Annotated in this window: 21 protein-coding genes and 2 tRNA genes; 13 read left to right on the top strand and 10 right to left on the bottom strand. The window is 53.4% G+C overall.

From position 1 onward, the window contains the following. Positions 1-12: 12 nt before the first annotated feature. A complete protein-coding gene (gene hemA / locus QFZ34_RS15930) occupies positions 13-1,290 on the bottom strand; it encodes a 5-aminolevulinate synthase (RefSeq protein ID WP_115051302.1) in 1,278 nt (425 codons plus the stop codon). A gap of 197 nt (positions 1,291-1,487) precedes the next feature. Further along, on the bottom strand, positions 1,488-4,880 hold the full coding sequence (locus QFZ34_RS15935) for an autotransporter domain-containing protein (protein WP_307282715.1): 3,393 nt from the start codon (positions 4,878-4,880) through the stop codon (positions 1,488-1,490). A gap of 524 nt (positions 4,881-5,404) precedes the next feature. Here QFZ34_RS15935 and galE point away from each other — a divergent pair. Next, positions 5,405-6,394: a UDP-glucose 4-epimerase GalE gene (gene galE, locus QFZ34_RS15940; RefSeq protein ID WP_115051300.1), complete on the top strand. Its 990-nt coding sequence runs from the start codon at positions 5,405-5,407 to the stop codon at positions 6,392-6,394. A 15-nt stretch (positions 6,395-6,409) separates the two neighbouring features. On the opposite strand, the gene QFZ34_RS15945 is transcribed toward galE, so the two are convergent. Both QFZ34_RS15945 and QFZ34_RS15950 read right to left on the bottom strand, forming a co-directional pair. Then, positions 6,410-6,853 (bottom strand): MgtC/SapB family protein, encoded by a 444-nt coding sequence (locus tag QFZ34_RS15945; protein WP_115051299.1) that lies wholly within the window; start codon positions 6,851-6,853, stop codon positions 6,410-6,412. A 452-nt stretch (positions 6,854-7,305) separates the two neighbouring features. After that, on the bottom strand, positions 7,306-7,923 hold the full coding sequence (locus tag QFZ34_RS15950) for an FMN-dependent NADH-azoreductase (protein ID WP_307282719.1): 618 nt from the start codon (positions 7,921-7,923) through the stop codon (positions 7,306-7,308). 108 nt (positions 7,924-8,031) lie between these two features. Here QFZ34_RS15950 and QFZ34_RS15955 point away from each other — a divergent pair, with 108 nt between their 5' ends. Beyond that, the gene (locus QFZ34_RS15955) at positions 8,032-8,934 is read left to right on the top strand and encodes a LysR family transcriptional regulator (RefSeq protein WP_307282722.1); all 903 of its coding nucleotides are present in this window, start codon (positions 8,032-8,034) and stop codon (positions 8,932-8,934) included. A gap of 157 nt (positions 8,935-9,091) precedes the next feature. On the opposite strand, the gene QFZ34_RS15960 is transcribed toward QFZ34_RS15955, so the two are convergent. Further along, positions 9,092-9,166: transfer RNA gene (locus QFZ34_RS15960), tRNA-Thr, on the bottom strand. A 155-nt stretch (positions 9,167-9,321) separates the two neighbouring features. On the opposite strand from QFZ34_RS15960, the gene QFZ34_RS15965 reads away from it, so the two are divergent. The 9 genes from QFZ34_RS15965 (at position 9,322) to yacG (ending at position 15,114) form a co-directional block, all read left to right on the top strand. Further along, positions 9,322-9,513 carry a hypothetical protein gene (locus QFZ34_RS15965; RefSeq protein WP_115051296.1) on the top strand — a complete coding sequence of 64 codons (192 nt, stop codon included), beginning with the start codon at positions 9,322-9,324 and terminating at the stop codon, positions 9,511-9,513. A gap of 213 nt (positions 9,514-9,726) precedes the next feature. After that, entirely contained in the window at positions 9,727-11,016 is a 1,290-nt protein-coding gene (murA, locus tag QFZ34_RS15970) for a UDP-N-acetylglucosamine 1-carboxyvinyltransferase (RefSeq protein ID WP_115051295.1), read from the top strand. A 128-nt stretch (positions 11,017-11,144) separates the two neighbouring features. Continuing rightward, positions 11,145-11,582, top strand: coding sequence for a DUF2948 family protein (locus QFZ34_RS15975; protein WP_115051294.1), 438 nt, complete (start codon positions 11,145-11,147; stop codon positions 11,580-11,582). A 25-nt stretch (positions 11,583-11,607) separates the two neighbouring features. Continuing rightward, on the top strand, positions 11,608-12,900 hold the full coding sequence (gene hisD, locus QFZ34_RS15980) for a histidinol dehydrogenase (protein ID WP_115051293.1): 1,293 nt from the start codon (positions 11,608-11,610) through the stop codon (positions 12,898-12,900). 7 nt (positions 12,901-12,907) lie between these two features. Next, the gene (locus QFZ34_RS15985) at positions 12,908-13,384 is read left to right on the top strand and encodes a UPF0262 family protein (protein WP_115051292.1); all 477 of its coding nucleotides are present in this window, start codon (positions 12,908-12,910) and stop codon (positions 13,382-13,384) included. Positions 13,385-13,401: 17 nt separating this feature from the next. After that, the gene (locus tag QFZ34_RS15990) at positions 13,402-13,869 is read left to right on the top strand and encodes an arsenate-mycothiol transferase ArsC (RefSeq protein WP_115051291.1); all 468 of its coding nucleotides are present in this window, start codon (positions 13,402-13,404) and stop codon (positions 13,867-13,869) included. Between the two features lie 127 nt (positions 13,870-13,996). After that, positions 13,997-14,215 (top strand): translation initiation factor IF-1, encoded by a 219-nt coding sequence (gene infA, locus QFZ34_RS15995; protein WP_008122731.1) that lies wholly within the window; start codon positions 13,997-13,999, stop codon positions 14,213-14,215. A 33-nt stretch (positions 14,216-14,248) separates the two neighbouring features. After that, positions 14,249-14,875, top strand: coding sequence for a Maf-like protein (locus QFZ34_RS16000; protein WP_307282764.1), 627 nt, complete (start codon positions 14,249-14,251; stop codon positions 14,873-14,875). A gap of 29 nt (positions 14,876-14,904) precedes the next feature. Next, positions 14,905-15,114: a DNA gyrase inhibitor YacG gene (yacG, locus tag QFZ34_RS16005; RefSeq protein ID WP_370878797.1), complete on the top strand. Its 210-nt coding sequence runs from the start codon at positions 14,905-14,907 to the stop codon at positions 15,112-15,114. A 26-nt stretch (positions 15,115-15,140) separates the two neighbouring features. On the opposite strand, the gene QFZ34_RS16010 is transcribed toward yacG, so the two are convergent. After that, the gene (locus QFZ34_RS16010) at positions 15,141-16,226 is read right to left on the bottom strand and encodes a Gfo/Idh/MocA family protein (RefSeq protein ID WP_307282766.1); all 1,086 of its coding nucleotides are present in this window, start codon (positions 16,224-16,226) and stop codon (positions 15,141-15,143) included. A 185-nt stretch (positions 16,227-16,411) separates the two neighbouring features. Between QFZ34_RS16010 and QFZ34_RS16015 the strand changes: the two genes are divergently transcribed. Both QFZ34_RS16015 and QFZ34_RS16020 read left to right on the top strand, forming a co-directional pair. Further along, positions 16,412-16,487 (top strand) — tRNA-Phe (locus tag QFZ34_RS16015). A gap of 508 nt (positions 16,488-16,995) precedes the next feature. Further along, on the top strand, positions 16,996-17,745 hold the full coding sequence (locus QFZ34_RS16020) for a hypothetical protein (RefSeq protein ID WP_307282769.1): 750 nt from the start codon (positions 16,996-16,998) through the stop codon (positions 17,743-17,745). A gap of 63 nt (positions 17,746-17,808) precedes the next feature. On the opposite strand, the gene chrA is transcribed toward QFZ34_RS16020, so the two are convergent. From chrA to QFZ34_RS16040, 4 genes are all read right to left on the bottom strand, one after another. Beyond that, on the bottom strand, positions 17,809-19,023 hold the full coding sequence (gene chrA, locus QFZ34_RS16025; RefSeq protein ID WP_307286375.1) for a chromate efflux transporter: 1,215 nt from the start codon (positions 19,021-19,023) through the stop codon (positions 17,809-17,811). 52 nt (positions 19,024-19,075) lie between these two features. Beyond that, on the bottom strand, positions 19,076-19,375 hold the full coding sequence (locus tag QFZ34_RS16030; RefSeq protein ID WP_307282771.1) for a PadR family transcriptional regulator: 300 nt from the start codon (positions 19,373-19,375) through the stop codon (positions 19,076-19,078). A gap of 77 nt (positions 19,376-19,452) precedes the next feature. Beyond that, a complete protein-coding gene (locus QFZ34_RS16035) occupies positions 19,453-20,127 on the bottom strand; it encodes an MFS transporter (protein ID WP_307282774.1) in 675 nt (224 codons plus the stop codon). After that, a complete protein-coding gene (locus QFZ34_RS16040; protein ID WP_307282777.1) occupies positions 20,117-20,716 on the bottom strand; it encodes an MFS transporter in 600 nt (199 codons plus the stop codon). The genes QFZ34_RS16035 and QFZ34_RS16040 overlap by 11 nt, the downstream gene beginning before the upstream one ends.

The following is a 20,716-nucleotide window of genomic DNA, read 5'->3' on the forward strand; positions in this document are numbered from 1 at the left end:
CGGACGGCCTTATCAGCCGCCTGCCTTGGATACGGCCAGCGTTACCACCCGGTCACTGGCTTCCACAGGTGTCGCTTCTCCGGTGGAGAATGGAATGCCGAGCGCGGTCCAGACTTCCACGAGGGCATCCTTCAGCTCAACAATCAGCTCATTGCTGTGGAACGGTGTTGGCGTAATGCGCAGCCGTTCGGTGCCGCGAGGAACTGTCGGATAGTTGATCGGCTGGATATAGATGCCATGCTTTTCAAGCAGGCGATCACTGGCCTTCTTGCACAACTCCGGATCGCCCACGTGAACCGGCACAATATGGGTTTCTGAGGGCATGACCGGAAGATTGGCCTGTGCAAGAACATGTTTGGTCAATTGCGCCTGTTGCTGGTGCAATCGGCGCTCTTCCTGAGACACCTTCAGGTGCCGGATGGATTCTGTCGCGGCAGCGGCGATCACCGGCGGCAAGGCCGTTGTGAAGATAAAGCCCGGTGCATAGGAACGAACTGCATCGATGACACTTTTGGGCCCGGTTATATAGCCGCCCAAGGTGCCGAATGCCTTTGCCAGCGTTCCCTCAATAATGTCGATTCGATGCGAAAGGCCTTCGCGATCGGTGATTCCACCGCCCCGCTCGCCATACATGCCGACCGCATGAACCTCATCAATATAGGTCATGGCATTGTATTTTTCGGCAAGATCGGCAATGGCATCAATGGGGGCGATATCGCCATCCATCGAATAGACAGATTCGAACACAATCAGCTTGGCGCGTTCGCGTCCGGCAGCCTTCAGGAGTTCTTCCAGATGCGCCAGATCATTGTGACGGAAAATGCGCTTCTCTGCACCCGAACGCTTGACGCCCTCGATCATGGAAGCGTGGTTCAACTCATCGGAAAAAATCAGGCAGTTGGGCAGAAGCCGGGCAATGGTTGAAATCGAAGCTTCGTTGGAAACAAAGCCCGACGTGAAAACAAGCCCGGCCTCCTTGTCGTGAAGATCGGCAAGTTCAGCTTCAAGCTCGACAAGCGGGTGATTGTTGCCTGAAATATTGCGGGTGCCGCCAGCGCCCGAACCCATGCGGCTCGACGCGTCATGCATCGCTGCAATCACCTTGGGATGCTGGCCCATGCCGAGATAATCATTGGAGCACCAGACAGTAATCTCGCGCGTATCCTCCGCCGAGCGCCAGAGCGCGCGCGGGAACTTTCCCACAATCCGTTCCAGATTGGCAAAGACTCTATAGCGCTTTTCAGCATGCAGCTGGTCAATAGCGTCTTCGAAAAAACGACGATAGTCCATGAAGTGCTCCTGTACGCTTCATTTACTACCGTTTTTGCCCGCCAAAATCCACGACCGCGGGGTGGGCAATTTGCCACGCTTCGCATAATGCGCGATGGACAGTGGAAACCTTATGGAAATGCTGGCCTATCAGCAGCCTGCGCTTGATAATTACGCAGGACAATGCCGGGGGCCATCCCCCGGCGATTGCTATTACGTCAGAAACGCACGGCGATATCGGCGTTGACACCATTGGCATGGCCCGATTGCGAGAATTGGCCTGTATAAGTTACACCCAGTGTCGTCCGTTGGCTGACATTAAAGTCCATTCCTGCCTCGATGAAGGCGGCATCGCGCGCCGTGGGCAGCCCTTCAACCGTGAAGGGAGATGCGCCTGCAAACGACAATCTTTGTTGCGGTGTCAGGTCACCGAAGCCATGATTCCAGCCTATCGTACCGCGCAACATGGCTGAAATATCGCCACTAAAGACCATTTGGTAGGAAGTGCGCAGGCCGAGTGTCGAGCTTGTACTGTCCGTTCTGTTTGCGAGCGCCGCAAGCTGACTGACCGCACCACTTTCCTCAAATGCCTCAGTTTTGACCGAAGCATGCCTGATACCGGCAAATGGTTCGACCACAAGCCCCTGCACAGGTTTGAACTCATAGCCGAGTTCGCCGAAAACCTGAACCGAGTTCGCGCCATAATCCGCATGATGATCGCCGTTAATATTACCGAAATGCACTTCGCGCTCGGTTTCGATCTCGTGATGAGCCAGATTGACGCCGAAGCGCAAGCCAAGCGCATCCCAGTTTGCCCCGCCATAGACGCCCATCTGATAGCTGTCGATGCTGGCTTGTCCATAGCCGGTGTTGACGGAACTGCTGCCATAGCCTCCCAGCAGACCGGCACGCCACGGTGCACCGAGAAAATCATCCTCGATGATACCGTCAAAGCCGGTGACCAGACCGCCCGTCTTGCTGCTGACGCCGCTTGCATTGCCATTGCCATCAAGCCGCGCCCAGGAGCCGTAGCCCTGTCCCCAAAGCTGCGTTGTCGCTTCTGGTTCGGTGAGGGCGAAAGCTTCAGGGACTTTCGTCCGGTCCGGTCCGTAGGCAAGAGGTGCCACGCTGACAGACTGCGCCGACTGCCCCTTGGTAGCAATGCCGTCAAATGCACTGCGGATACGGCTTGCGGCAGCATCGCCTATCATCTGATTGTTCTGCACAAGGGTATTGCTCAAGGAGGCATGAACCTCACCGGTCAACGTGTCATAATCCAGAGGCCTGTCCTTTGTGGAGAATAGAACAGTATTGAAAAGCGGGCTTTTTGTGCCAAAGGACTTGAACCCGCCCCAGACGCTGCGGTGGTTACTGGAACTCGCGTAAATGGGGTCCTCCAGCGCCAGCATCCTGTTCAAAACCGATTTGGTCGGATCAAAAAGGACATTGACGTTTTTCGCATCCTGAATGAGAGACGGGCTAATAAAGTTGAACTGTGGAGAAACCGCTTCAAATTGGCCCTCTACTCCACCATTCGCATGTAAAATCTCATATTGTTTGAGAAATAGCTGATCGACCTGCTCCGAGGTGAGTAACTCGGGGTGACTAAGCATGCGGAGCTGAACATGGCCGCCGCGCAACATGGCCTTGCCACCTATGTCGATTCGATCGGCAGAGGATAGATCATCAGCAATCTCAATATCGAGCAGAGCCCCTTTTTCCATGATTGCGTCACGGGCGATGCGAAGATCACCTATACGATCCCTCGTTCCAGGAGCAATCTTGGAGCCCGTTTCCGCATGAAGCGAACCGACGCTCCCATTTCCGTCTATGAACGTATTACCTTGGGCGGTAACGTCCGAAATCAGTGAACCGGTAACACTCAATCCGCCATGCGAAATTGTTGTTGGACCGGTATAGGTGCTGTTACCCGTTAAAATGGTCACGCCCGTTCCCAATTGCACCACAGTGCCTTCGCCGCTGATCGAGCCGGCAAAAGTATAACTATTAGATCGGTTGAAACCGAGCTCGGCTCCTTTGGATACCGCAACATCCCCGACGATAGAGCCGCTCAGTCCGCCATTTCCAAGCTGAAGCTTTCCTCCCTCGATGAAGGTTCCGCCCGTATAATTATTGGCATCGGTCAGCGTGAGGGTCGCATCATTCAATTTGTATAGAGCATTGTTGCCGTTCAGCTGATCGCCGAAGGTGAGGTCGTTTGTCGGAAAGAAATAGTGGCGCCTCGTGTCGTAAAAGCCTTCAGGTGATGAGAAGTAGGATCCGGCAAGGTCAGGGTGCTGCCAATGGGTGGCGAAATAATTCGCGATATATCCATGCGCACGCGTGGTCGCATGAACGCCGTCCCAGAAGAGATAGCCAGTTTCCAATGGCGTTGGATTTAGCCGACAGGTTTCATCGTCAATGCATTTATCGGTTGTATTTGAGAAGCCGAAGGCGCTCGGGTACCGCGTAACAACACCCATAAGCTTCAGCATGTCAGGCTTATAGATCGTCACCTCGCCGGAGTGCTTTGCCTCGAAATTGGCTGCAACCGATGCGATCGTATCGTTTATTACCTTTGTCAGGGCGCGAGCTGTATCACCATTGTTTTTGAACTCGGGAGTCAGGGAGGCATCCGGCACATTTGGCAGCAGGAAAATGCGCCCATTGGCAGAATAGAGCGTCTCCAGCCCTTGCTCCAGATTGTCTTTCACTTCCTTCACCAAGGGGGCAGGATTTGCACCAGACGCGAGGAGCTTGCTCAGCGCAAACAAATCATTGCCGCCGAACCAGCTGACAATAAGCGTATCCTTTTCGATGTGAGCGTAATCCAATTCTTCCAGCTGATCGAGTAAGCCGGGGATGAGCAGTGTTGAAATAAGGTCATCACCCTTACGCCCCACGCGCGCGCCCCCGACGGCATAATTCATCGACGAGCTGTCAGAAGCAGGCTGCGCTGGATATTCCCAAAGGTGTCCCGTAGCCTGTGCAACGGTGCTCAGGAGGTATTTAAGTCCAACATCATTTTGTTGGTAAACAGCCTCAATGAGCGCTCTTGATATAAGCTTGTCGACATTGTCGGGATAGCTTGTTGCTTGGACCTGATCACCCGCAAGATACTGGTTCCAGACCGGGCCGTTGCTAAACCTGCCAAACGGCATATTAGCGCCATACTCTGCCATGTCTTTGATTTTGTTCTCAACGTCTTTCAGGGTAGCAACAATCGCTTTCTTGGTCTCAGAAGACAGAGACTTGCCGAGCGTAGCTAAAGTTTGCCTGGGAACAGAGTATGGAGGCTCGGAAAATGCACGAAGAGCATTAGAATACTCATGTGATTTCCACCAGTCGAAATCTGGAGTGTCCGCAGGAGGAGACTCAATCAAACCAGAAATATCTCTGAGCGTCTGCGTTATTTTTTGCTGGTTTTGCCTAATGAGGTCCAGTGGTGGTTTGAGCGCCCCTATATCCGAAAGGCTGTCGCCAAATGTAACCATTCGCTTAAAGGGAAAGGGCTTGCTTACAAATTCTTCTGCCTTGGCCTGCGTAATGCACAAAGCCGCCGCAACAATTGCCAGAGTGCTTACCCTGTTGAACTTCCGTAAAATGCTCAATTTAAATCCTCCCAGTATAAAAAATACGCAATGAAACTCGAGCTGTGCGCAGACACGCGGACGGCATGTCAGTATGAAGCAAGAATCGCAGATGATTTCTTTGGCTGGATAACACTCCGGCCTAAATCAATTGTTCTTTAGTATATATCGGTGACAACGTCAGAAATTTTCAACTGATCGCATTATAAGCTTAGAATAATACAAAAAAATATTTTTGTAGAAACGCGATTCATAATAAATCATCCCAAATTTATATGAAGTAATATCCTTCATATAAACGTTATTTGGCAAATGACGTCAAGCTACTGTAAGTTGCGGATGGTTGATCTTCACTCTAGTTTTTCGGCGAGCATTCAGCAGCAAGGTTCGGTTGAAGGAATGGGCCGGTAAGTATCTCAGCAATTGGACGTATAAATGACCGGAAACCGGATAGAAATGCGTTCCGAGGCAGTCACAAGGCTTTTCCGTTGCGCCAGATGCTGCAATATAGGTTGGAGTGAGGACATAAAGGATAGGCGATCGCAATGACTGTACTTGTGACGGGTGGTGCTGGATATATAGGCAGTCACATGGTTTGGGACCTGCTTGAGGCTGGCGAATCTGTCGTCGTCGTTGATGCTCTTTCCACCGGTTTCAAATGGGCGGTGCCGCCTGAGGCAAAGCTGGTCGTCGGGGACATTGCCGATCAGGCACTGATGCGTCAGACCATTGAGCGCAATTATGTCGACGCCATCATCCATTTTGCGGGTTCCGTCGTTGTGCCCGACTCTGTCCGCGACCCGCTCGCCTATTATGAAAACAACACGTCAAAATCCCGCACGCTTATTGACGCCGCAGTTAAGTCTGAGGTCAAGAATTTCATCTTTTCGTCAACCGCCGCTGTATATGGCGATGCTGGTCTGCTGCCGGTAGATGAGGAACATCCCCCCCGTCCGGAATCGCCCTATGGCCTGTCGAAGCTGATGACCGAATGGATGTTACGCGATACCGCCGCAGCCCATAATTTTCACTACACGGCCCTGCGTTATTTCAACGTCGCGGGTGCTGATCCAAAGGGCCGCACGGGCCAGTCAACCCGTGGCGCAACACATTTGATAAAGATCGCCTGTGAAACCGCGCTTGGCAAACGCCGTTTCATGGAAGTCTTTGGCAATAATTATTCCACGCCCGACGGCACCTGCGTAAGAGATTACATACATGTCTCTGACCTGGTTGCAGCGCACCGTCTCGCGCTGGAGCGGTTGCGTTCGGGGGGCAGCAGCATGGTAGCCAATTGCGGCTATGGCCGTGGTTATTCTGTCAAGGAGGTCATTGCCAGTGTTGAGCGCGTACACGGTGCGCCGATCGATGCCCGCCCCACCAGTGCGCGACCGGGCGATGCCGCCTCGGTTGTGGCCGACAGCAGCAAGGCCCGCAATGAGCTGGGCTGGGTGCCGCAGCTGGATGATCTGGACAAGATCGTTGAGTCCGCGCTGAAGTGGGAGGCGGCGCTGCAATTCCGCAATCAACGATAGGTCAGGCGGATTAGCCTATTCCTTTGGCTCTTTTTTGAAGGGCAGCATCAGCCGCAGCGTTAGGAATGTGAACAGTGAAATGATGATCGCGACATCATAGCTTGCCAGCCCAGCCGAAATGCCAATGGCGCCTGTTGCCCATATGCTTGCCGCCGTAGCCGTCCCGCGCACGGAATTCTTCAATTGGAGGATGGCGCCGCCGCCAATGAAACCGACACCGGTAATCAGGCCCTCAACAATGCGGGCCATTGCCTCGGGATTATCAGTGGTCAAATGCTCCGTCCCTTGGATGACACCGCAACTGGCAAGCGCCACCAGCGGGAAAGTCCGCACGCCGGCGCTACGCTCTTCCGCCTCGCGCTCAATGCCAATCGGGACGGCAAGCGCATACGCTATAAAGAGGGCAATCACGTGCGGAACGACAGGCAAGGAATTGAGATAATGGAACGTCTCGATCAATGAATTTTCCCCTGAAATGATTTGGCGGTTAACGTTTGGCACGACCAGACGTTCCACCAAGCTGTTGAAAACCGGGGAGATACGTTAGACTGCGGCGCAGCGACACATTGCGTTAAGACCTTGCAATGTAGGAAAAGGGGAACCTTCGTCGTAGCGAACGGGTTTAAAGGACAAGAAAGTTGGAGTCTAAAACAATGGACGGCAGCAACCGGACCTACGAAAAACAACTCTCTCAAATATTGCGACGACATATATCGCAGTCTTGTTACCGGTCGGCAATTAGAGCTGCCGGAATATATAAAATAGAAGAAACCGTGCCTGAAAGCCTGCTGGATCAATTGAAGCGGCTTGATGATGCAGAACGGAATCGCCAAGGATAGACTATCAATTTTATTGCAGACCAAACAAAAAGCGGGCCGTTAAGCCCGCTTTTGTTTTTCATGCCGCTCAATTCAGGCCGCGAGTGCAAGACCGTTGGTCAGTTCGATGGCCGATGAAACGGCTTTCGCTTCTGCATCCGCACCCATGGCAACGCCTTCGATGCGAATAAATTCCACGTCAGTCATGCCGATAAAACCAAGCGCTGTCTTCAGATAGGGTGTGGCATGGTCAAATGATGCGCCCGGACCATTGGAGTAAACGCCGCCGGAGGCGAGAACGACATAAACCTTTTTGCCGGTTACAAGACCTTTGGGACCCTCTGCACCGTAGCTGAAGGTTTTGCCGGAACGCATAACATGGTCGAGCCACGACTTAAGCGTCGACGAGATGTTGAAATTGATCATGCCGGTTGCCAGAACGATGGTGTCGGCCGCCATAAGCTCATCGACAACCACATCAGAGACACCCACCACCTTTGCTTGTGGGGCTGTACGTGTTTCCTCTGGTGTGTAGATGCCTGCCGCAAAATCGGAATCGATATGGGGAAGGGGAGTGGTGGCGAGGTCACGTGTGACGAGTGTATTGCCAAGCTTTGCCGAAGCCAGCTTTTTTGCAAATTCGGTTGCAACACGGGTTGAGTGAGATGCTTCACCGCGTGGGCTCGAAGTAACGAGAAGAATGGATGACATCGTATTGTCCTTTCAGGAACGAAACTGATAGGCAATATTTGGCACTGGACATCTATCTATAAAACTGGGAAAATATCTATTGAACCCATCGATAAGATAGATATTTAAATGCTGCCCAATCCTACACTTGATCAGTTGCAAGTCTTTGTAGCAGTTGCCGAAACCGGGAGTTTCTCGTCCGCCGCAAGACGGCTCAATCGTTCGCAGTCAGTAATCAGCTATACAATCGCCAATCTGGAAGCACAGCTCGAATTGCAGCTTTTCGAGCGCGGCGGAGTACGGGAACCGCGATTGACTGATGCTGGCACAGCCATGCTTGAGGATGCGCGGCGCATGATTTCGGTGCTTCAAAACCTGCGCTCGCGGGCCGAGGGTTTAAAACAGGGGCTGGAAGCGGAAATTGCAGTGGCGGTGGATGTCACTCTGCCGTCGCCTGTCCTCATTGCTGTGTTGACTGCATTTCAAACGCAGTTTCCCACGGTCAGCCTGCGTTTGCACGTCGGCGCACTGGGTGTTGTCTGGGATCTGGTTCTCAAGAAGCAGGCGGATATCGGATTTGGCGGGCAGCCATTGGAGCCTTACGACGAGTTGGCCATTGGCCGCTTGGGGCAAACAACGATGATGCCTGTGGCAGCGCCTGATCACCCGCTGGCACTATATGAAGGGCCGGTGCCATTGGCTGTTATCCGCAACCACATCCAATTGGTGGTGACAGATTTGAGCGAACATACAAAGGGTAAGGACTTTGGCGTGTTTGCCTATAAGACATGGCGCCTGACTGATGTCGCGACAAAGCATTCGCTCATGTTGGCTGGCCTTGGCTGGGGTGGTTTGCCTAAATGGATGGTCAAGGATGATATTGCCGAAGGCAGGCTTGTTCCCCTTGATCTGGAGCCCTATCCGGAACTGCCTTATAATTTAGTTGTTCTTCATCCTGTTGATGCAGCAATGGGCCCCGCAACGACGTGGATGGTTGAACGATTCAAACAAGAGCTGGCAAAGTTCGATTAAAGCGAGATGACCAATACAAGCCACTCAATATCGCCTTGTACTGCGATCAGAACTGTCTTCGGCAATATAGGAATGGGAATTGTCATAGGCATCGCAATTGGCCTTGTTCCGGGCAAAACCGACGATAAGGAATAGCCATATTGTCTGCTTGGAAAACTGGTGCTGCGAGAGAGGATTGAACTCTCGACCTCTCCATTACCAATGGAGTGCTCTACCACTGAGCTACCGCAGCCGATTTGCGAACGCGGCGGACTTCTGGCATATCATTGCTGAAATCGCAAGCAAGCAATCGTAATCTCTTGGGTAAAATATCCATAGAGAGCAAAAAACATAGGCTGGCTACCGGCAGATTGCTGTCGGCACTGGTCAAAATACCGGATAAAACCAATGTCCTTATTGCCCAAAAACCCGAGCCGCGAACAAGAGGAGCGGGAAAAACGCCGCTCGGAACAACTGCGCGCAAATCTTGCGCGGCGCAAACAGCAGACGAGATCGCGCCGCTCAGGCGCTGAAGATGGGCGCGATGAAGGTTTGAAAGCCGCGGCGTCGCAAAATGAGTCAGCCGATAGCGAAAAATAGAGCATTATTTTTCTGCCTCTCCTTCTTTGACGCAGAAACGACGCACTCACAATCAAGATCGAAAGATCTGTGTAAAGCCGATTCGAAGATCAGCGTTATGCACAGGAATGACAAGCCTTTCTTGAACCAGCACACGTGATGGTTTAAATGAACCCGCTCTGCAAAGGGCCTTTAACGACAGGACGGGTATTTCCCCCGCGAAAGTGACAAATTATGGATCGCATCAAGATTGTTGGCGGTAACAAGCTCAACGGCATCATTCCTATTTCGGGCGCCAAGAATGCGGCCCTGCCGTTGATGATTGCTTCTCTTTTGACCGATGACACGCTGACGCTGGAAAACGTGCCGCATCTGGCGGATGTCGAGCAGCTTATCCGCATCCTTGGCAATCACGGGGTTGATTATTCCGTCAATGGACGCCGCGAGCGTCAGGACGGCGCTTATTCACGCACGATCCATTTTACTGCACGCAATATCGTCGATACCGTAGCACCCTATGAGCTTGTCTCCAAGATGCGGGCAAGTTTCTGGGTTATCGGACCGCTTCTCGCCCGTATGGGCGTTGCAACCGTTTCTTTGCCGGGCGGTTGCGCAATCGGTACCAGGCCGGTTGATCTGTTCATTGATGGCCTGCGCGCTCTCGGTGCCGATATCGAGATTGAAAACGGCTATGTCAAAGCCAGCGCGAAGGGCGGTCTTGTCGGCGCGCGCTACGTGTTCCCGAAAGTATCGGTCGGTGCAACCCATGTTTTGATGATGGCAGCAACGCTCGCCAAGGGCGAAACAATCATTGAGAATGCCGCACAGGAGCCCGAAGTCGTGAATCTGGCTGACTGCCTGAATGCCATGGGTGCAAAGGTCAGCGGGGCTGGCACGGCGACGATCACAATCGAGGGCGTAACAAGTCTTTCCGGCGCGCGCGTCCGCGTCATTCCTGATCGTATCGAGACAGGAACCTATGCCATGGCTGTGGCCATGACGGGTGGCGATGTCATCCTGGAAGGTGCTGACGCCAATCTTTTGACTGCTGCCCTCGCAACGCTCGGCCAGGTCGGCGTTGAAATTTCAGAAACCAATTCCGGCTTGCGCGTTGTGCGTAATGGCCATGGCATCATGCCCGTCGATGTGACGACGCAGCCATTCCCGGGCTTCCCGACCGACTTGCAGGCGCAGTTCATGGGCCTGATGACCAAGGCCAAGGGCACGTCCCATATTACCGAGACCATCTTTGAAAACCGCTTCATGCATGTGCAGGAATTGGCTCGGCTCGGTGCCAAAATTTCGCTGTCAGGTCAGACCGCGAAGATCGAGGGTGTCGAGCGCCTACGCGGTGCGCCGGTCATGGCGACAGATCTGCGTGCATCTGTTTCGCTGGTTATTGCCGGTCTTGCGGCCGAAGGGGAGACGACGGTCAATCGCGTCTATCATCTCGATCGCGGTTTTGAGCGTCTCGAAGAAAAGCTGACACGTTGCGGTGCGGTGGTTGAGCGCATCAGCGACTGATCATCCGGAATTTCCACGTCGATTATGCATCTTGCATAATTCCCTTTGCCTTCGCTTTCCTCTAACAGGGAAGAGAGCAGGCTTCCTCACCGAAGCCCTGATCCCGCAAATTAAGGCAAAGGGTAGACATGGACACTCTCAAACTCATCGCGCTTGATGAGGAAGATCTGCAAATCCTATCTGCGCACCTGCAGGATTCCGTGCTTAAAGTCAGCGATATCGACTATCTGGCAGCGGAAAAGAAGCTGGTACTTGGCGTCAATCGCTTCGTCTGGGAACTGGCCGATGATGGCAAGCGCCATCGCAGTTTCGAGCGTCGGCGCACAGCACTCCATTTTGGTCAGGTCTTGAGTCTCAAAGCCACGGGCATCGACCGCCATTATCCAGATGACGTTCTTTCCGTATTGGCAATTCGTTTCATCGTTACCGAGGCTCCATCCGGGTTTATCGAGCTGGTTTTTGCTGCCAATAAAGCCTTGCGTCTCGAAGTTGAAGCTATTGAAGCCCAAATGGCGGATTTGGGCCCGGCCTGGGAAACACAATCGCGTCCAGAGCACGAAGTCTAGCTTCTGACCCTAAGGAATATGTATCGTGGCAATTGTGCTGAAACAGTCTGACTCTGACTTTAACGAGAGTTTTTCCGCATTTCTTTCGACTAAACGCGAGGTCTCCGAAGATGTTGACCGCGTGGTCGAGACGATTATCAAGAATGTTCGCACCAATGGTGATGCGGCGCTGATTGACTACTCGAAGCAATTCGACCGTATAGATTTGGCGCAACATGGTATCGCCATTTCTGCGGACGAGGTTAATGCCGCTATGGAATCGGCGCCGCAAGCAACGGTCGAGGCACTCAAGCTTGCGCGCGATCGCATCCATTCCCACCACGCAAGGCAAATGCCCAAGGATGACCGTTATACGGATGCATTGGGCGTTGAACTTGGCTCGCGCTGGACCGCAATTGATTCAGTCGGGCTCTATGTTCCAGGCGGTACTGCGAGCTATCCAAGTTCTGTCTTGATGAATGCTGTTCCGGCACAAGTGGCGGGTGTTGAGCGCATTGTCATGGTGGTTCCCTCACCAGACGGCAAGCTCAACCCGCTGGTTCTGGTTGCAGCGCGTCTTGCTGGCGTCTCCGAGATTTACCGTGTGGGCGGCGCGCAGGCGGTTGCGGCACTTGCCTACGGCACGGAAACCATTGCGCCGGTCGCCAAGATTGTCGGCCCCGGAAACGCCTATGTGGCTGCTGCCAAACGCCGAGTTTTCGGCACTGTCGGTATCGACATGATTGCCGGCCCATCCGAAGTTCTCATTTTAGCCGATGCTGATAACAATCCGGATTGGATCGCTGCTGACTTGCTGGCTCAGGCCGAGCATGACAGCGCCGCGCAATCAATTCTCATAACGGATGATGAGACTTTCGGTGAGGCGGTCATGGCCGCTGTCGAGCATCAACTCAAGACATTGCCGCGCGGCCAGACCGCGAGCGAGAGCTGGCGGGATTATGGCGCGGTCATTTTGGTCAATGATTTGCCGTCAGCTTTGCCTCTGGTCAACCGCATCGCGCCGGAGCATCTGGAGATTGCAGCCGCCGATACAGAAGAGCTTTTGGCCGGCGTCCGCAATGCAGGCGCGATCTTTCTTGGCCGTTATACCCCGGAAGTCATCGGTGACTATGTTGGTGGTTCCAACCATGTTTTGCCCACAGCCCGTTCAGCCCGTTTTTCTTCGGGGCTTTCCGTGCTTGACTATGTCAAGCGAACCTCCATTCTGAGGCTTGGCGTTGAGCAACTGCGTGCCTTGGGACCGGCAGCGATTGAACTGGCGCGTGCGGAGGGGCTTGATGCGCATGGCAATTCGGTTGCAATCCGGTTGAACCTTTAGGAATCTGATGACGGCAAGTGATGCGAGATTGATCGATGTGGAACTGGACGACACGATCGGCCGTTCAACACCCGACGTCGAGCATGAACGAGCGGTCGCAATTTTTGACCTTATCGAAGAGAATAGTTTCCGTCCTGTCAGCGATGAGGGGACTGGGCCCTACAAGCTGAAGATTTCTTTGGTCGAATCACGTCTGATTTTTGCGATTTCACGGGAAAGCGGCGACGATGTTGTCACGCACATCCTTTCGCTCACGCCTTTACGCAAGGTCATCAAGGACTACTTCCTTATCTGCGAAAGCTATTATGATGCCATTCGCGCATCCAGCCCGAGCAAGATCGAAGCCATCGATATGGGTCGGCGAGGGCTGCACAACGAGGGATCGCAGGCTCTGATGGATCGACTTGGCGGCAAGATAGATGTCGATTTCGACACTGCCCGCCGGCTTTTTACACTGGTATGTGTGCTCCATTGGCGGGGATAGGCGCACCCGTGCCGGGAATGCCCGACCATCTGCCGGATGATGCGGCAGGTGGCAAACCGAGGATTCCGGGCGCCGTTCTTTTCATATGCGGCATGAATGCCATTCGCTCTCCCATGGCCGAGGCACTGGCTCGAAAAATACTGCCGTCAAAGGTCTATGTGGCATCAGCGGGCGTTGAAAAGGGCGATCCCGATCCCTTTGTGGATGCCGTGCTCGAAGAAATCGGATTGAAGCGGCTGTCCGTAGCGCCGCGCACCTTCAAGGAGCTTGAAGACGATTATTTCGATCTGATTATTACATTATCACCCAAGGCGCACCATATGGCTCTGGAGCTGACCCGGACGACGTCGGTGCATGTGGAATATTGGCCCACGCCTGACCCGACATTGGTGCGCGGTCGCAGGGATCAGATTCTGGACGCTTATCGTGATGTTCGGGATCATCTGAAACAACATATTGAGGATCGTTTCGGTCCATTGACTTGATACTCTTGTGCGTCCGTACAATTGGATCGAACTCCCTTGTTCACAAATGCTACGCAATACTATAGGTTCCGCGCAAAATTGCGGTCGAACACGGCCGCAAATTCAATTTCTGGAGATAGAACTACGCATGGCGAAAGAAGAAGTACTGGAGTTTCCTGGCCTCGTGACGGAGCTGTTGCCCAACGCGATGTTCCGGGTAAAGCTCGAAAACGATCATGAAATCATTGCTCACACGGCTGGGCGCATGCGCAAGAACCGTATTCGCGTTCTGGCAGGCGACAAGGTTCTGGTTGAAATGACCCCCTATGACCTGACCAAGGGTCGCATCACCTACCGTTTCAAGTAAACGTCCTTCAGCCTGTCCGCAGGAATTCTCTTTATGAGCGATCAGCACAAATTCGTTCTTGCCTCCGGTTCGCCGCGCCGCCTGTCGCTACTCGGTCAGATCGGTATTGAGCCGGATAGTCTGCTGCCCGCCGACGTGGACGAGACGCCGCTACGGGCGGAGCATCCGCGTTCGCTGGCGCGTCGGCTTTCCCGTTTGAAGGCGGAAAAAGTTGCCGCAGAACTGAAGGGAAGTGCCGAGCTTGGCAAGGCCTATATCCTTAGCGCTGACACGGTTGTCGCTGTCGGGCGGCGCATTTTGCCGAAGGCGGAAATACTTGATGATGCGACCGCATGCCTACGTCTGCTGTCCGGTCGCTCCCACCGTGTTTATACGGGCCTTTGCCTGATAACGCCGGCAGGAAAATTGCGTCAGGACCTCATTGAAACCCGCGTTCGCTTCAAAAGGCTTTCGCGGGAGGAGCTGGAAAGCTATCTTGCGTCAGGCGAATGGCGCGGCAAGGCAGGCGGCTATGCAATTCAGGGTTTGGCGGGCAGCTTCATTATCAAGCTGGTCGGCTCATACACCAATGTTGTTGGCTTGCCGCTTTATGAAACCTTGAACCTTTTGCAGGGTGAAGGGTTTCCCGTTTATGCCAATTGGCAGGCCTCGGGCCACTAGCAACTATATGTTTCCAATGGACTGCAATAGTGACTGACAACAAAAACAGTATGGCGAATGTTACGCCCCTGCGACCGACACGTCCTTGCCCCGAATGCAAGCGGCCATCCCAGCGTGAGCACTATCCATTCTGCTCGTCACGTTGCCGCAATGTAGACCTTAATCGTTGGCTGACGGGCGCCTATGTATTACCCGCCGTCGAAAGCTCGGAAGACAGCGACGGCGAAGAAGACATGTAGCTGTCGGCCCGGAGGGCTGACGAGCTCTAAAGTCTTATCACCCGCTGCGTTGCAGGCTGCGACAATACAATATTGATAGCCCGCAATGAGCTTATGCTATCTGCTATCGGCATGATAGCAGAGCCGGTTTTGCCCTGCCTCATAGCATCCATCAATGCAATTGCTTCAAATTGGCGGCCATTGCCGTCAAAATCGTATTCCTCAACAGTTCGGCCCGGCACAGGAAGGCGATCCAGTATTTTTCCGATAGTTCCGCCTGGGCCTGATAGAGGGCTGAACAGCGCTTGTCGGGAAAACCCCTGGTAGATCGTCAGTTCCCTTGCCTCGGTGAACGGAGCATTCAGCCGAATCGTGCCGGTTGTGCCCTCGATGATAAAATGATTCTTGCCATTTCGGTCGAAGCCGCAGGAAAGTTCTGCTTTCACATGATCATAATGCAGCACGATTTCAGAACTTATGTCGATGCCGTTTGGGGCCGCATGCCACAGCCCCGAAACCTTTTGTGGTTGACCAAGGAAAAACATTGCCAAGGAAACACACGAGATCCCGAGATCCCGACTGGCACCGCCGCCCAATGATCTGCTGAAATAGCGCGTCTTGGGATCGTATGGATGTTCATAGGATAACTCGGCGGTTATTTTGCGGATTGCTCCGATTTCTCCGGCATCCACTTTGGCTTTCGCGGCCGCGATTGCTGGCAGGAATCTTGTCCCCATCGCTTCCATGGCGAATACATTGGCGCGGGTGGCTTCCCGTTCGATGACGGAGGCTTCCGTATGGGAAGGTGCGAGCGGCTTTTCCGTCAGAATCGCTTTGCCTGAGCGGATGGATTTGAGAGCCTGCGCCACGTGGACCGAATTTGGCGTTGCAATGTAAACCGCATCAATCTCGGGATCGGCTACAAATGCATCAATGTCGGAATAGGCACGCTTGCTGCCAAAGTTTTCTTGAAACCGTTTTGCATTGGCTGTTGTCCGCGAAAAATTACCCACAAGCGACGCGCCGGGCACCAGCGCCAGATCAGCGGCAAATTGTCCAGCAGTTTGGCCGCTGCCAAGAATGCCCCAGCCAAAAGGCGTCGCTTTGGCGGTTTTATCCCCCGTATCAATCATATAAAACGAATCCTGTCTGTAACCCCATCAAGAACGCATCGATCTATGCCCTTTGCAAGAGGCAGAAAAACGGCGAAAAAATCCTTAGTTGATGCTGGACAGCAGGATTTTTAGTGTTATAACCCACCCGCTTCCAACGAAAACCAACGCGTCGGAATGGCCTGCCAACTTTGGCAGCCAAAAGTGCCCAGATAGCTCAGTTGGTAGAGCAGCGGATTGAAAATCCGCGTGTCCGTGGTTCGAATCCGCGTCTGGGCACCACTTCTCATTTTACCCATTTTTGTTGTTGATTATCTTTGCCCAGACTGGTCAGCAAACGCATACCACTGTGAAAAGCTGGACACTTTTTTCCTTTTTTAGTGCGTTTGCGGCGGCTCGATCACGTGCCACTCAAATTCCGTCAGATCATTGCGACTCCAGTGACCCACAATCGAACCAATGGCGTGCGAATTGTGGTGAAGCTCTCGTGGACAGATGATTGCAAATATTCAAGCGCAAGTTAAAAAATAGTATAGAATGGATATAAAAGAATGGAGGATCATTTCAACTTTGATAAAATTGTAGCGAATGCTTGAGTAGTGTGTTGTTTGTTTTCGCATCCCGTTGGATGAGGTAGAGTTTTGTTTGAATTTTTAATAGTATTATGAATAGTAATTAGCTTAGTATTAGATTTACTTGTAATTTTGAAATAAATAATGAATACTATTCTCCAACCCAAGCTGCCATTGTATTTCACATTGGTTTGAAAATTGGGATAAGGGAGGACATAATGACTAGAATTATAACCAATGTTACCAAGTTACTCTCATATTCTGTCATCATAACAGCACTTACTGTTCCAGCATTTGCAGGCGGTATCTCCGTCGGTGGCTCGCGCAATGGCGGCCTCGGTGCGAGCGTCGGTGCAGATCTCGGCGGCATCAAGGCTGGAGTGGACGCTTCAATTGGCGGATCCAGAGGAACGACGGTCGGCGCTGGAGCAAATGTCGGCGGCACGAGCGGTATTTCGACCGGAGTGGGAGCTTCTGTCAATAACGGGGTCAATGCAGGTGCAGGCTTAAACGTTGGCGGGGCAAGCGGCGTAAATGCAGGCGCGGGTGCTTCGATCGGCGGATCCGGAGGAACGGCGGTCGGCGCGGGAGCGAATGTTGGCGGCACCAGTGGTGTTACGGCCGGAGTGGGCGCCAGTGTCACTGGCGGGGTCCGTGCAGGGGCGGGCTTAAGCGTTGGTGGGGCAGGTGGCATAAATGCTGGCGTTGGCGTCGGCATTGGTAACACCATCACTAATCCTGGCAGTGGCATAAATCCCGGCACCAGGACGACTGCTGGAGTGACTCCCAGGGGAACTTCTGTCAGTCCCGGTACGCGCCTGAATGCCCGTGTGGTATCCGCCCGGTTCGCCAGCTTGAGTGCAACCGAGCGTACGAAGTTGAAGGTGCGTTGCCGCGATATTTCCGCTAATGCAATGAACTATGACGGCGGGCTTGTCGCTCTTTGCAAGATGCTGCGCGGTATCTGATCCACGTCAAATTAATGTTAGGTGGCCCCAAATGGGGGCCACTTTTCTTGTAACGACTGAAGTCTACGCAGCGCCCATGATCGCGCCAGCAATGGCAAGAGCGACTACGACAATCCAAGGCGGCATCTTCCATATTGTCAGAAACAGGAATCCGGCTGTCACCAGCAGGAAGTCCGATGGCTTGAAAACTGCGCTCGTCCAAACAGGATTATAGAATGCAGCTGCAAGAATCCCCACCACAGCGGCATTGGCGCCTCTCATGGCTGCTTGCGCTAAGGGGAGGCGTCTGAGGTCGTCCCAAAACGGCAAGGTTCCATAGGCAAGAAGCAATCCCGGCAGAGACAATGCAATCACTGCAATAAGCGCGCCGGGCATCCCGTTGGGCGGTGAATTCACGATTGCGCCAAGATAGGCACCAAACGTAAAAAGCGGCCCGGGAACCGCCTGTGCTGCCCCATAACCTGCAAGGAATGCCTCATGGCTCACCCAGCCGGGAGCCACGACCGCTGTTTCGAGCAGTGGCAAAACCACATGGCCGCCACCAAAGACGAGCGCGCCAGAACGGTAGAACGCGTCAAACAGCGAGATCGCTTGGCTGTGCAAGCTATCTGGCAATATCACAGGAAGAGCAAACAAAGCCGCAAACAGAATGAGGGCCAGGATGGCGCTGCGCCTGTTAACGGAAAAGCCGAGACGATGTGTGTCTTGAGTATAGGTATCGCGGCAAAAGAACAGACCGGCCAATGCGCCACCTGCAATCGCGCCTATCTGTCCGAGTGTGCTGCTAAGGAAAACTGCGGCAGCTATTGCGGCCAGCGCAATGGCGATTCTGGTTTTATCAGGTGTCAGCGTACGAGCCATACCCCAGATTGCCTGTGCCACAACGGCGACGGCGACAAGTTTCAATCCATGGATAATGCCCTGACCGATTGGTCCCGCAAAATTTGCTGCTCCATAAGCAAATGCGATCAACAAAATCGCGGAAGGAAGGGTAAAAGCTGTCCAGGCTGCGATTCCTCCCAATACCCCGCTACCCCGGAATATTCCGATAGCGAAGCCAACCTGACTGGAAGCAGGGCCGGGCAGAAACTGACATAGGGCCACCACGTCGGCAAAGGCTTCATCGGTCAACCATTTGCGGCGATTTACAAATTCCTCTCGAAAATAGCCAAGATGGGCAATGGGCCCGCCAAAGGAGGTAAGGCCGAGTTTCAGGAACACAATGAATACTTCGACAATCCGGTTCATGGCGGAAGCGATGGGGGTGGGTTCGACCATGGTCACTCAGCAGTTCCTTATTGCGGATGGACGGGCGCTCTTTTCCAGAGCTCTAAGAAATCATTTCTCCAAAGAGTTCCTTTACTTTGAGACGGGCGATTTCCAATGCCTCGCGTCCCAAAGGGGTGGCACGGTAAAATTTACGGGCCGTACGTCCGTCGCGCCGATTTTCTGACACAAGATAGCCCTTCTTTTCCATGGCCTTGAGCATTGGATAAAGCGTGCCCGCACTCAGCCTATACCCATGATGGGCAAGCTCATCGATCATCCATTGGCCGTAAAGTTCCCCTTCGACTGCGTGATGCAAGACGTGGAGCCGGATGAGGCCGCTGAGTAAATCCTGATGTTCCATGTTTGCCCGGCTATAGTTATTCGGCTCACAATAGCGATTTTCGATATCGTCAATCTATAGGGAGAAGAAGCCGGTCGTCAATCGGGAATACTGGTCAACTCAGCCAGGTCAGATAGAGGTTTGCGGGCTGATTTCTTGGCAAAAACGCCATGGCCCTGCCTGCCGAGAGCGGCGAACGATATGACGGCCGTTAATCCAAGTACCGCAAAGGCTATCAAGCCGGCTCGAACACCAAAATGTTGCATGATAAATGCGAATGCGAAAGGCGCCGCGGCAGTCGCAACCAAGCGAATTGCGGTGGCCTTTCCGACGCGTTGTCCGTAACCGTAGCTGCCGAAGAGAGCGAGCGGCAGCGTTCCCTGTACGATGCTGGCAAGCCCAGCTCCCAAACCAAAAATGATAGCAAATGCAAGGGACCCGGGAACCCATGAGCCGCTCAACAGCAGGATGAAAACGGACACAGGCACGAGCAGTGCTGAGATCAGCGCCAGACCCAATGGTGGGATATGATTGCCGCTGAACATGCTGAATAGTCGACTGGCAACTTGAGCGGGGCCAAACAATGTTCCGATCAGGACGCTTGTGCTTCCAATTCCCAATGAGGTCAACATCGGCAACATGTGGATAAGAATTGCTGCGTCAACGAAGCTTACAAGGGCGAGTCCCATGGACATCAGGATAAAGCCTGATCGTCTCCGGTCTTGAGCAAGGCTGCCCTCGACGGAGGGCGTTGCCGGTGCCTCACCAGACATATCTGCCCTCGATCTGGCGGGTAGGCAGGACAGCCAGACATGTATTGGAAGGCAGAAAGTTATATGGAGCGCGGCAAAGACGATATAGACCTCTCGCCACGACAAAGACGCGTGGAGCGCTGAGGTCAAGGGCCAGAATATTGTCGAAGCGAAGCCTGCGATAAGCGTGAGATAAGTGATCGCCCGCTGGTGCGGTGACAGGGTTGATCTGTACCAATACAGCAAAGGCGGCATTGTAGAGAACGAAGGTGGAGGCAAGCTCTATAGTTATCAATCCAGCAGTAAAGGTCATGGGGCTTGGGGCAATCGCGCAGGCGATCAATGCCGTCACTGCGCCAATGGTGCCCCAGCTCATGACTTTGCCTGCTCCGTGGCGATCTATCCAGCTGCCCGCCACTGGAGCGGCCAATCCACCTGCAAGAAGCGAAATTGAGAAAACGCCAAAAACCCATTCCGGTGGCCAGCCAAAATCTTCCGCCATAGCTTGGGCAAGTACACTGAAACTATAATACAGCGTGCCATAGCCGATAATTTGCGTTAGGCCGAGAACGGCAACGACGAGGTAGTCCCGATGGGAGGAAGCGGACAT

Source organism: Phyllobacterium ifriqiyense, assembly GCF_030817885.1.
In the GTDB taxonomy this organism is placed as follows: domain Bacteria; phylum Pseudomonadota; class Alphaproteobacteria; order Rhizobiales; family Rhizobiaceae; genus Phyllobacterium; species Phyllobacterium ifriqiyense.

Coding starts and splice junctions, on each gene's coding strand:
- hemA (WP_115051302.1), bottom strand. CDS start 1,290: ATGGACTATCGTCGTTTTTTCGAAGACGCTATTGACCAGCTGCATGCT.
- QFZ34_RS16000 (WP_307282764.1), top strand. CDS start 14,249: ATGAGCGATCAGCACAAATTCGTTCTTGCCTCCGGTTCGCCGCGCCGC.
- QFZ34_RS15965 (WP_115051296.1), top strand. CDS start 9,322: ATGTCCTTATTGCCCAAAAACCCGAGCCGCGAACAAGAGGAGCGGGAA.
- infA (WP_008122731.1), top strand. CDS start 13,997: ATGGCGAAAGAAGAAGTACTGGAGTTTCCTGGCCTCGTGACGGAGCTG.
- QFZ34_RS16020 (WP_307282769.1), top strand. CDS start 16,996: ATGACTAGAATTATAACCAATGTTACCAAGTTACTCTCATATTCTGTC.
- QFZ34_RS15975 (WP_115051294.1), top strand. CDS start 11,145: ATGGACACTCTCAAACTCATCGCGCTTGATGAGGAAGATCTGCAAATC.
- QFZ34_RS16010 (WP_307282766.1), bottom strand. CDS start 16,226: ATGATTGATACGGGGGATAAAACCGCCAAAGCGACGCCTTTTGGCTGG.
- QFZ34_RS15950 (WP_307282719.1), bottom strand. CDS start 7,923: ATGTCATCCATTCTTCTCGTTACTTCGAGCCCACGCGGTGAAGCATCT.
- QFZ34_RS16030 (WP_307282771.1), bottom strand. CDS start 19,375: ATGGAACATCAGGATTTACTCAGCGGCCTCATCCGGCTCCACGTCTTG.
- QFZ34_RS15955 (WP_307282722.1), top strand. CDS start 8,032: ATGCTGCCCAATCCTACACTTGATCAGTTGCAAGTCTTTGTAGCAGTT.
- QFZ34_RS15990 (WP_115051291.1), top strand. CDS start 13,402: ATGCCCGACCATCTGCCGGATGATGCGGCAGGTGGCAAACCGAGGATT.
- chrA (WP_307286375.1), bottom strand. CDS start 19,023: ATGGTCGAACCCACCCCCATCGCTTCCGCCATGAACCGGATTGTCGAA.
- murA (WP_115051295.1), top strand. CDS start 9,727: ATGGATCGCATCAAGATTGTTGGCGGTAACAAGCTCAACGGCATCATT.
- QFZ34_RS15985 (WP_115051292.1), top strand. CDS start 12,908: ATGACGGCAAGTGATGCGAGATTGATCGATGTGGAACTGGACGACACG.
- QFZ34_RS16040 (WP_307282777.1), bottom strand. CDS start 20,716: ATGTCCGCTTCCTCCCATCGGGACTACCTCGTCGTTGCCGTTCTCGGC.
- QFZ34_RS16035 (WP_307282774.1), bottom strand. CDS start 20,127: ATGTCTGGTGAGGCACCGGCAACGCCCTCCGTCGAGGGCAGCCTTGCT.
- galE (WP_115051300.1), top strand. CDS start 5,405: ATGACTGTACTTGTGACGGGTGGTGCTGGATATATAGGCAGTCACATG.